The organism is Spirillospora sp. NPDC047418, from assembly GCF_040643275.1.
GTDB lineage: Bacteria > Actinomycetota > Actinomycetes > Streptosporangiales > Streptosporangiaceae > Spirillospora.
The window spans coordinates 1-13,801 of record NZ_JBEYTW010000108.1; the positions used below are offsets into that span (position 1 = coordinate 1).

Annotated in this window: 11 protein-coding genes; 2 read left to right on the forward strand and 9 right to left on the reverse strand. The window is 72.5% G+C overall.

The annotated features are described in order from the left end of the window. Positions 1 to 111: 111 nt before the first annotated feature. Genes ABZ806_RS38730 through ABZ806_RS38745 form a run of 4 tightly spaced genes read right to left on the reverse strand, consistent with a single transcriptional unit; the run spans position 112 to position 4,605 of the window. Complete coding sequence (locus ABZ806_RS38730) at positions 112 to 1,752, reverse strand: ABC transporter substrate-binding protein (protein WP_500223416.1); 1,641 nt, start codon at positions 1,750 to 1,752, stop codon at positions 112 to 114. A gap of 52 nt (positions 1,753 to 1,804) precedes the next feature. Continuing rightward, positions 1,805 to 2,656: a fumarylacetoacetate hydrolase family protein gene (locus tag ABZ806_RS38735; protein WP_500223418.1), complete on the reverse strand. Its 852-nt coding sequence runs from the start codon at positions 2,654 to 2,656 to the stop codon at positions 1,805 to 1,807. A 3-nt stretch (positions 2,657 to 2,659) separates the two neighbouring features. Beyond that, positions 2,660 to 3,583, reverse strand: a complete 924-nt coding sequence (locus ABZ806_RS38740) for a Gfo/Idh/MocA family protein (protein ID WP_500223420.1) — start codon at positions 3,581 to 3,583, stop codon at positions 2,660 to 2,662. Next, positions 3,583 to 4,605, reverse strand: coding sequence for a Gfo/Idh/MocA family protein (locus tag ABZ806_RS38745; RefSeq protein ID WP_500223422.1), 1,023 nt, complete (start codon positions 4,603 to 4,605; stop codon positions 3,583 to 3,585). Before ABZ806_RS38745 ends, ABZ806_RS38740 begins: the two co-directional genes overlap by 1 nt. Positions 4,606 to 4,782: 177 nt before the next feature. Between ABZ806_RS38745 and ABZ806_RS38750 the strand changes: the two genes are divergently transcribed. After that, the gene (locus ABZ806_RS38750; RefSeq protein WP_500223424.1) at positions 4,783 to 6,117 is read left to right on the forward strand and encodes an aspartate aminotransferase family protein; all 1,335 of its coding nucleotides are present in this window, start codon (positions 4,783 to 4,785) and stop codon (positions 6,115 to 6,117) included. Between the two features lie 88 nt (positions 6,118 to 6,205). Here ABZ806_RS38750 and ABZ806_RS38755 read toward each other — a convergent pair whose 3' ends face one another. Continuing rightward, positions 6,206 to 7,813, reverse strand: a complete 1,608-nt coding sequence (locus tag ABZ806_RS38755; protein ID WP_500223426.1) for a sialidase family protein — start codon at positions 7,811 to 7,813, stop codon at positions 6,206 to 6,208. 172 nt (positions 7,814 to 7,985) lie between these two features. Then, positions 7,986 to 9,098, reverse strand: a complete 1,113-nt coding sequence (gene menC / locus ABZ806_RS38760) for an o-succinylbenzoate synthase (protein ID WP_500223428.1) — start codon at positions 9,096 to 9,098, stop codon at positions 7,986 to 7,988. Between the two features lie 690 nt (positions 9,099 to 9,788). On the opposite strand from menC, the gene ABZ806_RS38765 reads away from it, so the two are divergent. Further along, positions 9,789 to 10,976 (forward strand): NAD(P)/FAD-dependent oxidoreductase, encoded by a 1,188-nt coding sequence (locus ABZ806_RS38765; RefSeq protein WP_500223430.1) that lies wholly within the window; start codon positions 9,789 to 9,791, stop codon positions 10,974 to 10,976. A 1-nt stretch (position 10,977) separates the two neighbouring features. Here the strand turns inward: ABZ806_RS38765 and ABZ806_RS38770 are convergent, their stop codons facing one another. The 3 genes from ABZ806_RS38770 to ABZ806_RS38780 are packed head-to-tail and all read right to left on the reverse strand — an operon-like array spanning position 10,978 to position 13,800. After that, a complete protein-coding gene (locus ABZ806_RS38770) occupies positions 10,978 to 11,955 on the reverse strand; it encodes an SCO2521 family protein (RefSeq protein WP_500223433.1) in 978 nt (325 codons plus the stop codon). Continuing rightward, entirely contained in the window at positions 11,933 to 12,883 is a 951-nt protein-coding gene (locus ABZ806_RS38775) for an SCO2522 family protein (protein ID WP_500223435.1), read from the reverse strand. Before ABZ806_RS38775 ends, ABZ806_RS38770 begins: the two co-directional genes overlap by 23 nt. Next, the gene (locus ABZ806_RS38780; RefSeq protein WP_500223437.1) at positions 12,880 to 13,800 is read right to left on the reverse strand and encodes an SCO2523 family variant P-loop protein; all 921 of its coding nucleotides are present in this window, start codon (positions 13,798 to 13,800) and stop codon (positions 12,880 to 12,882) included. The genes ABZ806_RS38775 and ABZ806_RS38780 overlap by 4 nt, the downstream gene beginning before the upstream one ends. Between the last annotated feature and the right edge of the window lies 1 nt (position 13,801).

Here is a 13,801-nt window from a genome sequence, read left to right on the forward strand (position 1 = left end):
CCACCACCACCGATAACCCCCGCCGCCGGGGTAGCCCGCGCCCCCCCCCCCCCCCCCCCCCCGCGGGGGGGGGGGGGGGGGGGGGCCCCCCCCCCCCCCCCCCGGCCGGGCTCAGCTCAGCTTCCAGTTCGCGAAGTCCCAGGTCCCGACCTCGTTCGTCGGGAGGCCGGCCGGCTCGAAGCCGGACAGCCGGGTCCGGTACGCCCACACCGCGTCCGGGTTGTAGAGCCACAGGTAGGGGACCTGCGCGTTCTCGACCTTCGCGGCCTCCTGGAACAGGCTCGTGCGCTCCGCCGGGTCGGCGACCGAGTCGGCCTTGGACAGCAGCCCGTCCAGCTCCGGGGCGCAGAAGTGGGCGACGTTGCCGCCCGCCGGGTAGGACTGGTCGCAGGCGTCGATGGTCGCGACGGTGGACGGCTCGGTGGCGTAGTTGCCGCCGCCGAACAGCGCCATGTCGTACGACTTCTCCTCATAGGACGACAGCAGTTCGTCCGCCTGCACCTGCTTGAGCTTCACGTCCACGCCGACGGCCTTGAGCTGGCTCTGGATCACCGTCACGGCGGTGTCGCGGTCGCGCTGCCCGGGGATCCACGACAGCGTGACGGCCTTGGACCCGTCCCAGCCGGCCTCGGCGAGCAGGCTCTTGGCCTTCGCGGGGTCGTAGGCGTAGTCGTTCGCCGCGGAGGTGGCGAGGTCTCCGTAGAAGCTGGAGTTCACGACCGTCCCGGCGCCGCCGAGCACCTTGTCGACCAGTCCCTTGCGGTCGATCGCGGTGAGGAACGCCTGCCGGACGCGCGCGTCCTTGAACCGCTTCTGCGACTGGTTGAGGGCGATCCGGGTGAACCCGGGGCTCTTGGCCGCCACGACCTTGACGCCGTCCATCTTCCGCACGGTCGGCAGGTCGGTCGGCGAGACCTGGGTGAGGTCCATCTCGCCGGTGCGCAGCTGCGCGGTCGCCACATCGGAGGTGACCGGCTTCAGGTACACCTTCTCGACCGACACCGGCTCCCGGAAGTTCGGGTTCGCCTTCAGCTCCACGTACTGGTCGGTCTTGTAGTCGACGAACGTGAACGCGCCCGAGCCGACGGTCGGCTTGGTGAAGAAGCCGTTGTCGCCGAGCCCCTTCGCCGGGGCCTCGCCGAGGACGTGCTCGGGCAGGATCGGGGTGCCGCCGATCAGCCCGGGCAGCCCCGCCGCCGGCCGCGTCGTGGTGATCTTCACGGTGGTGGCGTCGGGCGCGGTCACGCCCTTGAGCGAGTCGGCCTTGCCGTCGGCGAGGTCCTTCGCGCCGGTCACCGCGGCGAACTTGCCCGCCTGCGCGCTGCCCGTCCCGGGGTCGGCGAGGGCGGTGTAGGTGAACACCACGTCCGCGGCGGTGAGCGGCTTGCCGTCGCTCCACTTCAGGCCGGGCTTGAGCTTGACGGTGATCGTCTTGGCGTCGTCCGACACCTGCGGCGCGGCCGCGGCCAGGTGCGGCTTCAGCCCGTAGGACCCGTCCGAGCCGTACAGCGAGTCGAAGATGAACGACATGACGAGCTGGTCGGGCCCGTTGTTCGGCGCGAGCGGGCTGAACGTCTTCGGCTTCTGGTACAGGTACATGTTCAGGACGCCCGCGTCCCCGCCAGCGGACTTCTGCGTGGGGTCGGAGCTGCAGGCGGCGAGCGCGCCCGCCGCGAGCACGCCGCCCAGCACGGCGGCGACGGCCCTCCGCCCGGGGCCGCGGGCCCTCGTTCTGCCGGAGCGAATGGTCATTGACTTGCCTCTTCTCGGCGGTGGCCGGGCGCCCGCCCGGCCACTGGTCCGCTCAGCGGACGCGGTTCACCAGGCTTCCGAGCCCGGTCACGCGGACCGTCATCTCGTCGCCTGCGGACAGGAACTCCCCCGATGCCATCCCCACCCCGGACGGCGTGCCGGTGTACAGCACGTCGCCGGGCTCCAGCGTCATCAACCGGGACGCGAACGCCACCAGCTCCGCGACGCTGAAGATCATCTGACCGGTGTCGCCGTGCTGCCGGACCCGCCCGTTGACCTCCAGGATCACCTCGAGCTTCTGCGGGTCGGGCACCTCGTCGGCGGTGACGAGGCAGGGGCCGAGCGCGGCGAACCCGTCGAGCCATTTGCCGTTCAGCCAGTCGAAGAACGCGACCGCGGAGTCCTCGGTGTCGCGGTCGTGGCCGTAGTCCATCTTCCGGGCCGACACGTCGTTGCCGATCGTGTAGGCGCCGACGTGGCCGAGCGCGTCCTCGACCGGGATGTCCTTGCCGCCGCGCCCGATCACCGCGACCAGTTCGGCCTCCCAGTCGATGCTGGGGCTGACCGACGGCAGCGCGATGTCCTCGCCGGGGCCGCTGACGGCGGTGCCGGGCTTGATGAACAGCCGCGGCGAGATCCGCGACTTGTCGAGCGCGTCCCCGCCCGTCTCGGTCACGTGCTCCTGGTAGTTCGCGGCGACGGCGAGGACCTTGCCCGGACGCAGCAGCGGCGCGAGCAGCGCCACCTCGTCCAGCGCGTGGGACGTCCCGCCGGACGGTGCGGAGAACCCGGCGCCCGCCAGCGCCGAGAGGTCGCCGGGGCCGAGGTCGGTGACGCGGCCGCCTTCGATGATCTCGCCGTGGCGGACTCCGCCGTCCGGCAGGCGGTACGTCGCGAGCTTCATGGATCAGACCTCCGGGGAGTCGATCGGTACGGGCGTGCCGAGGACGAGGGAACGGGCCGCGGCGTCGGTGACGCGCAGCGCGGCGAGGGCGTCGGCCGGGCCCGCCTCGGGCGGCCGGCCGGTGACGGCGGCGGTGTGCAGCGCGGTGAGCATCCGGTCGACGGTGCCGGGGCCGTGCCAGGCGGTGCGGCTGCCCGTCACCGTCCGGACGGACGCGCCCGGCTTGGCGGCGTCGACGTCCATGACCCCGCCGGACCCGCTGATGCGGTACCGGTGCAGCGCCATGCCGGGTGCGTCGACGGTGCCGCGCAGCCGGCCGACCGTGATCGTGCTGGTCATGCCGTGCTCGTGGTCGAGCAGCAGCACGGTGAAGCGGCCCCGCTCGCGGCCCGGCAGCGCGTGCACGCGGCGGACCGCCTGCCCGGTGAGGGCCCGGACCACGTCCACGGGGTAGAGGCCGAAGTTGACGAGTTCGCCGTCCGGGCACGGGTCGCCGCCGTCGACGAGGAAGTCGGCCTGGACGTTCCAGGGCAGCCCGACGCGTCCGGAGGCGAGCGCCCCCCTGGCGGCCTGGACGGCCGCGCCGAACCGGTGGTGGTGCGCGGGCATGCAGACCAGGCCGGTCTCGGCCGCGACCGCGGCGACCGCCTCGACGCCGGCCGCGTCCAGCGCGAGCGGCTTGTCGGCGAGGACGTGGCAGCCGGCGCGCAGCGCCTCGATGACCCGGTCGGCGCGCTCCGCCGGCGGCGCGCACACGCACACGACCTCGGCGCCCGTCGCGCGGACGGCTCCGGTGATGCCGGGCAGGCCGCTCTCCACGACCTCGAACCCGGCGTGCGCCCGGAACGCGGGAAGGTACATGTCGTGCTGGTGGTCCTGGGTCCCGAACCCGCCCGACCCCCAGGCCAGCACCTTGAGCGTGCGCATCAGGACGCCTCCTTCAGGACGTCGGCGACCCGGACGGGCTCGCCGGTCGCGATCGACCGTTCGGCGGCGACGCCCATGGCCACGGCCAGCAGCCCGTCCTCGCCGGTCACCAGGGGCGGTTCGCCGGTGACGGCGTCGGCCCAGGCGGCGATCTGGAGGGCGAACCCGTCGGCGCCGCCGGGCGGGAGCAGCGCGGTGCCGGTCTCGTCGGTGACCGTCCCCGACTCGGCGTCCCAGGGGAGCGTGAGGATCCCGCCGGTCCCGGCGACCATGACGTCGCGGCGCGCGAAGGACGCCGGACGGTGCCCGCGGCTCATCTCGCACACGGCGGTCGCGCCGCCCGCGAACCCGACCGTCATCTCCAGGTAGTCGTAGATGCCGAGTTCCGCGGCGGTCTGGCGGCGGCCCCGCGCGTACACGGTCTCCGGGGTGTCGCCCGTCCACCAGGTGACGAGGTCCAGCAGGTGGACGCCGTTGTGCAGGGCGTGCCCGCCGGATCGGGCCGGGTCGAGCGTCCAGCCGCGCCAGTCCGGCCAGATCCAGCCGCCGAGGATGGCCAGCCGGACGAGGTCGACCGTGCCGAGCTCGCCGGAGCGCAGGACGTCCCGGACCGTCCGCGCGTAGTCGTAGTAGCGGTGGCTGTGCGCGGGCATCAGCACCCGCCCGGCCGCCGCGAACGCCTCGACCGCCCGGCGGGCGCCGGCCACCCCGGTGGCGAGCGGCTTCTCGATCAGCAGGTGGGCGCCCGCGGCCGCGACCGCCGCGGCGATGTCCGCGTGCGTGTCGTTCGGGGTGCAGACGACGCAGCCGCCGGCACCGGTCTCCGCGAGCGCCGCGGCGAGGTCGGTGAAGGCCGGCACGCCGCCGTTCGCGCGGGACGCGGCGGCGGCCCGGCCGGGGTCGATGTCGACCATGCCGGCGAGCTCCAGCCGCGGCTCGGCATGGATCGCGGCGGCGTGCTGCGCGGCGATGAAACCGGTGCCGACGACCAGCACCCGGATCGGCGCGGAATGGGATTCCATGTCGACGGATCCTGATCCCCAGATCATTCACGTGTCAAGGGCTGGCGGCAGAAAAACTTGAGACCTCCCTGATCAACCCATGATCCATCGAGCGAAGGGTTGACATGGAACGCCTTTCCATGAACCATTCGCCGACAGCGTCACCCATCACTCGCCAATCTCTTGGGGGCTCCCAGAATGACCACCGCCGAGCTGGCCGGGCGCAGGTCCGGCGCGGAACTGCTCGCCGCCGCGCAGGCCGTGATCCCCGGCGGTGTCAACTCCGCCACCCGCCTGGTCGGCGTGCCGCACGCGCTCACCGCCGCGTCCGGCGCGTACGTCACCGACGCCGGCGGCCGCCGCTACCTCGACTACCACGCGGCGTTCGGCGCGATCCTGCTCGGCCACGCCGCGCCCGAGGTCGACGACGCGGTGCGCGCCGCCATCGGGGGAGTCGACCTGGTCGGCTGGGGGGTCACCGAACCGGAGATCGAGCTGGCCCGGCTGGTCACCGAGACGATCCCGTCCGCCGAGCAGATGATCTCGGCGATGTCGGGCAGCGAGGCCACCGCGCAGGCGGTCCGGCTGTCCCGCGCGGTCACCGGCCGGCCGCTGATCGTCAAGTTCCAGGGCGGCTTCCACGGCTGGCACGACGCCGTCGCCCGCAACGTCATCTCCGCGCCGGACCGCGCCTACGGCAACGACCCGCTGTCCAGCGGCATCCTGCCCGAGGCCCTGGACTCGACGCTGATCGCCGAGTTCAACGACCTGGACTCGGTCCGCGCCCTGTACGAGGCGCACCCGGACCGGATCGCCGCCGTGATCATGGAGCCGATCCCGCACAACGTCGGCGCCCTCGTCCCGACGCCGGAGTTCACGGCCGGGCTGCGCGCCCTGACCACCGAGCAGGGCTCGCTGCTCATCTTCGACGAGGTGATCACCGGGTTCCGGCACGCGCCCGGCGGCTACCAGCAGGTCTGCGGCGTCCTGCCCGACCTCACCACCTTCGGCAAGGCGATGGGCAACGGCTACCCGATCGCCGGCCTGGCCGGCCCCCGGCGGCTGATGGAGCACTTCAGTTCGGCGGGCGGGGACGTCCTGCTCGCCGGCACCTTCAACGGCAACCCGGTCTCGTCCACCGCCGCCATCGCCACCATCACCTACCTGCGCGAGCACCCCGACTTCTACGAGCGCACCCACGCCCTCGGCGACCGCGTGCGCGCCGGCCTCACCGGCATCTGCGCCGACCTCGGCATCGCGGCCACCGCCGCGGGCTTCGGCGGGGTGTTCAGCCTCTACTTCACCGAGGGCCCGATCCGCGGCTACCGCGACCTCATGCGCAACGACCACGCCGCCTACGTGGCCTTCCACCGCCGCATGACCGACCGCGGTTTCCTGATGCTCCCGCTCACCCTCAAGCGCAACCACATCTCCGCCGCGCACACCGAGGAGGACATCGACCGCACTCTGGAGGCGGCCGGCGACGTCCTCCGCTCGATCCGCGACGACGGCCTCCTCACTCCCGCCGGATAGACGAGAGAGAACGGTGGCCGCTGCGCAGAGCGGCCACCGCTCCATTTCGGAACCGCTCCATTTCGGAACCGCTCCATTTCGGAATGGCTCAGTGTGCGATCATCAGTTCGGCGAGCATGGACGCACCGTCGGACTGCGAGATGACCACCTTGACGTGCTCAGCGGTGGCGGCCCGGTCGAGTTCGGCCCAGGCGATCTGCCCGGCGGCGGAGATGTGGCCGGTGCGCACATCGACGGGGTCACCCCACTCCCGGCCGTCCGCCGAGAGGTAGACCGACGCCGTTTCGGCATATCCGGGTTTGAGGTTCAGCCCGATCCACGACACCCGCTGCGCTTCGGTGAAACTGAGGGTGAACTGCCGCGGCGCCTCGGGCGTCGCGACGGGACCGAGCGCCGAGTACCAGTACTCCGCCACGCCGTCGACGGCACCGGCCGGCCGGGCGGTGGGGTGGTTCTTGTGGCCGCTGGTCAGATCCGTCTCGAAGGTCGCCGCACCGGCGGCGACCATCGCGGGGAGGCCGAGGACGTCCCCCGCGTCGGGCTCGGTGACCTCCGGCGGCTTCGCCTGGACGAAGTCGGACAGCTTGCTGAACGTGCCGATGATGCTGCCGCGGGCCTCGTCGTACGACACGGTGATGAAGTGGTGCCCGCGGACGACCGCCGTACTGGGGTCGGCCTGGTCGACGTTGGGCCCGGCCCGGTACAGCAGGACGTCACTGGAATCGCTCCACTCCCGTCCGGGCATGCGGATCCGGCCCACGGTCGGCTCGTTGGACGCGAACTGCCCGGACCGGTCCCCGTAGGTGGCCAGCAGTTTGCCGCCGGGAAGCGACAGGATGTGGTGGGCCTGCCCCTTCATCGGCGTGGCCACCGGCGTGCTCCAGGTGCGCCCGCCGTCGGACGAGTCCGTCCGCCGGGAGACGCCGCCGCCACCGGCCGTGCGCAGCAGCGCGGTGACGCCCCCGCGCGTGGCCGCCAGCGCCATCTCCGACAGCGAGACGCCGCCGGGAACGGGGATCAGGGCCTCGTTCTCGACGGGCCAGGTGCGCCCGCCGTCGGTCGACCGGGCGACACTGGCCCGCCCCACGGTCGAGTCGGACATGGTGCCGTAGAGGGGCAGCAGCAGATCACCGTCGTCCAGTTCGACGATCTTCCCGGTGGTGGCGGCCCACCCCAGCGGGTAGGCGCCGTGGACCGGCCCGCAGCCGCACGACATCCGCGACTCCACCAGCACCGGATCGGACCACGACCGCCCGCCGTCGGTCGACCGGGTCACGAACGATCCGAGGATGACCGCGCCGGTGGTGCCCTCGTTGGTCCAGTCGGTGCGGAACCAGTTGATGACGATGGTGCCGTCGGACAACTGCGTGATCTGCGCGTCCCGGTCGTCCTGCGGGGTGTCGATGACGACCCGGGGCCGCGACCAGGTGCGGCCGCCGTCGGCGCTCTCCGTCCACATGTACCGGCCGTCGTCGCGCGAATGCCGCGTGGCCTGGTAGAAGACCGTGACGAGACGGCCGTCATCGAGCCGGGTGATGTCCGGAAACCATGCCTTCTGGTCGCCGTCGGGCCCGGCGACGATCACGTCCGGATCGTCCGGAGTCGCCGGCGAGGCGGCCGCGCCGGCCGGCATGAGGATGGCGCCCGCCACCACCGCGGCCACGGCCGCGGCGAGCCTTGCTCTGACCTGGACCATTCGTCCCTCCCAACATGGAACGTCATTCCATCTGCCCGAAGTAGAGCCGCACCCCCATTCCATGTCAATAGCTGATCGCATGCGGGAGAAGACGGTCCCGTGCATTCGCGTATCAGCGGAAATTGACATGGAACGAAATGTCGCGTTGGCTTTCCCGGAGCGGCCGTTCCGGTCACTGCCGCGGGTGGAGCCGCCTGACGGCGGTGGTGTGCCGGGCCAGGGCGTCCGGCCGGGGTTCGACGCCGATGCCCGGCCCGCCGGGCACGCGCAGGAGGCCGTCGCGCAGGACGAACGGCTCGGTGATGTCCTCGGCGAAATAGCGGTTCGAGGCCGACAGGTCGCCGGGGAGGGTGAAGCCGGGCAGCGCGGCCAGCGCCAGGTTCGCGGCGCGGCCTATGCCGGTCTCGAGGTTGCCGCCGCACCAGACGGGGACGCCGTGCGCGGCGGCGAGGTCGTGGATCCGCCGGGCCTCCAGGTAGCCGCCGACACGGGCCGGCTTGACGTTGATGACCCGGCAGGCGTCGAGCGCGATCGCGGCGACGGCGTCGCGCGCGGTGTGGATGGACTCGTCCAGGCATATCGGGGTGGCCAGCCGCCGCTGCAGCAGCGCGTGGGCGTGCAGGTCGTCCTCCTGCAGCGGCTCCTCGATGAGCAGCAGACCGTACTCGTCCAGCCGGCGCAGGTGCCCGGCGTCGCCGAGGGTGTAGGCGGCGTTGGCGTCCACCTGCAGCGCCAGGCCGTCCCCGAACCGCGCCCGGACCGCGCGCACGGGCTCGAGGTCCCGGCCGGGCGCGATCTTCAGCTTGATGCGGGCGTACCCCTCCGCGAGGTACCGCTCCACCGCGTCGAGCAGGTCGCCGACCGAGTCCTGGATGCCGACGGACACGCCCACCGGGACGGCCTCCCGCGACGCGCCGAGGAAGGTTCCGAGCGACATACCGTGGGCGCGCAGCTCGGCGTCCAGCAGAGCGGTCTCCAGCGCCGCCTTGGCCAGCCGGTTCCCCTTGACCGCCGCGAAGACCGGGCCGAGCGCGGCGACCCGCGCATCGGGCAGGGCGAGGACGCCGGGCAGCAGGAAGTCGCGGAGCACGAGTTCGGCGCCGCCGGCGAACTCGGGGTAGTAGCCGGGGTCGGGGTCGCCGGCGAATTCGGCCCACCCCTCGGCGGCGTCGGTGACCACGTGCAGCAGGAACGTCTCCCTGGTGGTCATGGTCCCGGTCGAGATCCGGAAGGGGCTCACGAGCGGCAGGGCGACTTCGATCAGGTCGACGTACTCGATCCTCATCGGCCGGCCGCCGCTGGGCCGTCCATCGGCACCTCTTCTCCGCCGCGCGGGACGAGGCCACCGACCCGCTTTTTCGATCTGCGCCTGAAATGGCTACCCGGAGTTGATAACTTAGCTCCTTGTGTCAGCGTGGACCAAGGGTTGCAGAGATCGAATTTGCCGGCCGGAGAACGCGCCCGGCCGGCGCGTCGGGCCGGGGCGGTGGATCGGCGACCGGCCGAACGTGCCCGGGCCGTGCTCGCGTCCGCTGACGGCGTGAGCGATAAACGGGCCGCTGGATAGAACTCCGAAAAGCGACATTCCGGACATCGGGCTGCCTTGGGTTCGATGTGTCGCGGCGGCGCCCGGCGCCCACCTCCGCGGCATCCCCCGGTCGACGCCAAAAAGAAACAACTTGGACGAGACTTAGACCCGCCATTTAGTGCAGGATACTCTGCTGGGGAGGTAATTGGGTACGCAAGGCTGTAAGTGGCAACATACCTATTACCACTCCGGCGCGGCCGGGGTACGACTTCTTTTTAGGATGCATGCTTCTAGTGATGCCCACGATCGGTTGATCTCGTACTCGGCGTCGCCCTCCCCGCCGTGTGCGGAGCCGGGAGGGCGGCGCTCCGGAATTCAGCAACGACGGTGGGCACCGGGCCGGGGCAGCCGCCGTCTCAAGAAGACCCCGGTGTCGAAGGAGTTGTGATGGTCCCCACCCACCCCGATGTGGTCATCGTCGGCGGAGGCGTCATCGGAGGCGGGATCGCCGAACGGTTGCGGCGCGATTCGCGACTGCGGGTGTGCGTGGTCGAGCAGGAGTTCGGCGCCGGCGTCAGGACGAGTGCCTCGCGGGCGGCGGCCGGTGGGATCAACCCGCACCTCTACGACGAGGGGCACGGCGCCCTCGGCCCCATGGCCCAGCGCAGCCGCGACCTCTACCCGGACTGGATCGAGCGGCTCTCCGCCGCCTGGGGGCGGCCGATCGAACTCCGCCCCTCCGGCCTGCTGTGCCTGGCGGTCGAGGAGAAGGAGCACGGCCGCCTCGTGGACGAGGTGCTCCCCCTCCTGCGCGAGCGCGGCGTGGCCGCCGAGGCGCTCGGCGCGGCCGAGGCGCGCGGGCGCGAGCCGCTACTCGGGCCCGCCGTGACGGGAGGGCTGTGGCTGCCGGACGACCTCGCGGTGGAGCCCATGCGCGTGATGGCCGCGCTGGAGTCGGTCCTGGAGGCCGACGACGGCATCACCTGCGTGCGGGACCGCGCCGAGGAGATCCGCTCGGACGGAGACGGGGTCCGGATCGTCCTGGGATCCGGACGGGTCCTGCGGTCCGACCGGGTGGTCGTCGCCGCGGGGCATCTGAGCCACGGGCTGCTCAAGGACTTCATCGACTGGCGGGCCGATAGCTTCGGCCCCGTCAAGGGCCAGATCCTTGAGGTCGCGGTCCCCGCGGGCGGTGGGCTGCGCACCCAGTGCGACGCGCTGCTGCCCGACGACGAGGAGACCCAGATCGTCCGGGCGACCCCCTACGCGGACGGCCGGGTGGCCGTGGGCGTGACCCATGACGACGGCGACGCGTCGCCGGGGACGTCCGCGCGGGCCGATGAGACCATCCTGCGGAACCTGCGGCGCATCCTGCCTGCCGTGGCGGAGTGGGAGGTCATCGGTGCCCGCGCCGGGATCCGGCCGGGGACGTCGGACGGGCTGCCGGTTCTCGGCTATGTCGATCCGCGCCGCCGCGTCCTGGCGGCCACGGGGCACAACGGCCTCGGCATCACGCTGGCGCCGCGCACGGCGCACCTGGCCGCGACGCTGCTGCTCGATCTGCCGCTGACCGACGACGACCGTGCCGACCTGCGGTTGAGCCGGCCGGAGCGGCTGGCGGCGAGCCCGCGCTAGCTCACCCCAGGCCCGGCCATTCGCTTTCCGCGCGCCGCACCAGGCGCAGGCTGTTGAGCGCCACGTGGTCGCGGATCCGGTCGGTGGCCAGGCCCCACTGGCGGGTCAGGCCCTGGAAGCGGTCGAAGGCGTCCCACAGCCCGTACAGGCCGGGCTGCACCCGCGCCCTGGGCATCCAGTGGTGCAGCAGGTGGTCGATGACGGGGCCGATGTGCTGGAGCGTCCGGTCCAGGTCCCCGGCTCCGGGGCGCGCCCGCTCGATCTGCCGGTGGACGACGTCGAGCAGCCAGTCGTGCAGTGCCAGGTCCTCGACCAGGTCGAGCAGGTCGGACACGTCCGGCCAGGCGACCGCGAGCCGGAGCAGGCGGGTGCCCTCGGGCAGGACGGTGAGGCGGTAGAGGCCCGGGTCGCCGTCCTCCCGCACGGGCTGCAGCGCCCACCGCCACCGCCCGAGGGGGGCGTGCAGCGGCTGCCGGCCGTCGAGCAGGCCCGACCGCTGGAGATCGAAGATCGTGGACTCGGCGGTCCGCCCCATCTCGATGTTCAGGTGGCCGTGCTCGTCCTCGGCGAACCCCGCGGCCGCGTCCTCCGGGCGCAGCCGGCCGAGGCACTCGACCACGCCGGGCTCGGCCAGGTAGTGCGACCACGCCTGCCGGTACCGCCGCGACGACGGGACGAGCGTGGTGTGCGCGCAGGACTGCGCGATCAGGCCGCCGGTCAGCGTGGCCCGCGTCGCGAACGTGCCGACGCCCCGGACGCGGCGTCCCGAGCGCGAGGGCATGAGGCAGTCGATGCCGGCCAGCCGCTGGGGCGAGACCGCGTAGGCGCGCGGGTACGCGGTGTGCCGCACCTGCTCGCCGGGCACCAGGTCGAGCAGCCCGACCGTCTCCGCCATGGACAGTTGCGCGGAGTGCCCGAGGAGGCCCGTCCGGACCTCCCCGATGGTCAGGGCGCTCTCAGAAGCCGTCGTCGAAGACATGGGAGATCCTGCCGACGACGTCACCGGGAAGCTCGATCCCCTGGGCGGCGGCCTGCGCGGCGGTCTGCTCGCTGACGGCCGGATCGACGGAGACCTGGTCGAGGATCGTCCGGACGGCGGCCTCCACGCCGGCGAACCTGGTCTCCAGCACCGACATCGTCTGGAAGGCGGCGAACGGCTGCGCGCCGTCGGCGAGCTGGACCAGCGGCGGAAGGTCCTCCCAGCGGTCCGGGTACTCGGCCGTCCACCGCGCGGGCGAGACCACGGGCTTGCCCTGATGGCGGAGGAGCCCGAGCCGGAGCAGCTGCCAGACGGCCGAGAGCATCGCGCAGGACCACCGCCGCCGGCCGTCCTGCTCGTCCCAGAGCTGGACCTCCATGCAGATGGAGTGGCTCCGGGCGCCGTTCTGCTCGGGAGGGCGCCAGGGCCGGGTGGCCAGGGCCTCGTCCAGCCCGTCGGGTCCGAGCCTGTCCCTGCTGTTGGAGACCCAGCCGGTCGTGTGGACCGGCGGGCGCAGGCCGTTGCTGCCGCGCGGCGGGTCGGAGACGATGCGCCCGAGGACCAGCTCCGCCGGCGACACCTCGCCGGCCGAGGCGCACGCGGACTCCCGCACGAGGTAGTCGATGCCGAGCCCGGCGTCGCGCGCCGCGTCGAGGATCTCCGGCACGAGCTTCTTGGGCGAGGTGAGCCGGCTGAAGTAGTCGTCGACCAGGAAACAGGTACTGACCCGCAGGGGCGCGGGGTGGCGGGCGCGGACGGAGCCCGCCCATGGGCCGATCCGCGCGAAGTGGCGGCGCAGGGCCTCCGGACCGTCCAGCAGGTCCTCCATGTAGAGGTGGCCGAGTTCGAGTGACAGGTGCGAGCGCGGCACCAGTTCGACGCGGGGCCGGCTCGTGAGGACGGCGACCTCGAGCTCGGGTTCGGTCATATCCGGCTCCATGCCCCCGGGTCGTCCAGATTCCCGGCGAGCCCGGAGAACGCCTCGACGGTGCCCTCGTTGGCGATCTCGGCGTAGACGTCCTCGTCGGTGATGAGCTGTTCCCGCCACTGGAGCACCGGGTCGACGGGCACCGTCGCGATCACCGAGGTGCGCCCCAGGCCCGCGATGTTGGCCTGCTCGTTGAGGTTCCGGTCGACCTGGCGCAGCCATGCCTCCTGCTCGGCGCGCAGGCCCAGCACGCCCTGGTCGCTCTTAGGGTCGATCACCGCCGTCCGCACGAAGCGGATGCGCCGGCGCAGCTCGTCGCGGTCATGTCCGAACAGGCTGCCGAACTCCAGCAGCCCCCGGTCCTCGAAGACCAGGTCCGCCGCGGCCGAGATGTGCTGCCTGGTCCAGCGGTGGAAGACCAGCCAGCGGGTGTCGGAGACCCGCTTCTCCCGCGCGGTGACGGTGAGGATCATCTCCGCCGCATGGGATCGCCCGGCGCTCAGGTCGATGAAGATCACCGAGAACTGGCTCTGCAAGAGCAGCAGCAGGTCGGCGCAGCGCTCGATGACCTCCGGCTTGGCGGTGAACTCGCCGCCGCCCAGGTCACCCGGGTACAGGACGAGGTTCCCGGCGCCCGCGGGCCGCGGACCGGTGCCCGGGGGCCGCCGGCTCTCCGACCATATGTCGACATGGCCGGGTGTCACGGTCTTGCCCTGCAGATACCGGTGGAGCCCGTCCTCGCCCTGCGTCCCGTGGGCCATCCGCTCGACCCCGAAGATCGCCCCCGCGGTCGGCGAGCCGAAGTCGAAGTCCAGGTAGCAGACGTCATCGCCCTGGAGCGCGCGCCGGTAGGCGACGTTGCAGGTGGTGACCGAGCGTCCGGTGCCGCCCTTGTCGGAGGTGGCGATGACGAGCACG

Bases quoted from the DNA above. Each gene is read 5' to 3' on its own strand.
- ABZ806_RS38750 (WP_500223424.1), top strand. From the start codon at position 4,783: ATGACCACCGCCGAGCTGGCCGGGCGCAGGTCCGGCGCGGAACTGCTC.
- ABZ806_RS38735 (WP_500223418.1), bottom strand. From the start codon at position 2,656: ATGAAGCTCGCGACGTACCGCCTGCCGGACGGCGGAGTCCGCCACGGC.
- ABZ806_RS38730 (WP_500223416.1), bottom strand. From the start codon at position 1,752: ATGACCATTCGCTCCGGCAGAACGAGGGCCCGCGGCCCCGGGCGGAGG.
- ABZ806_RS38770 (WP_500223433.1), bottom strand. From the start codon at position 11,955: ATGTCTTCGACGACGGCTTCTGAGAGCGCCCTGACCATCGGGGAGGTC.
- ABZ806_RS38765 (WP_500223430.1), top strand. From the start codon at position 9,789: ATGGTCCCCACCCACCCCGATGTGGTCATCGTCGGCGGAGGCGTCATC.
- ABZ806_RS38775 (WP_500223435.1), bottom strand. From the start codon at position 12,883: ATGACCGAACCCGAGCTCGAGGTCGCCGTCCTCACGAGCCGGCCCCGC.
- ABZ806_RS38745 (WP_500223422.1), bottom strand. From the start codon at position 4,605: ATGGAATCCCATTCCGCGCCGATCCGGGTGCTGGTCGTCGGCACCGGT.
- menC (WP_500223428.1), bottom strand. From the start codon at position 9,098: ATGAGGATCGAGTACGTCGACCTGATCGAAGTCGCCCTGCCGCTCGTG.
- ABZ806_RS38740 (WP_500223420.1), bottom strand. From the start codon at position 3,583: ATGCGCACGCTCAAGGTGCTGGCCTGGGGGTCGGGCGGGTTCGGGACC.
- ABZ806_RS38755 (WP_500223426.1), bottom strand. From the start codon at position 7,813: ATGGTCCAGGTCAGAGCAAGGCTCGCCGCGGCCGTGGCCGCGGTGGTG.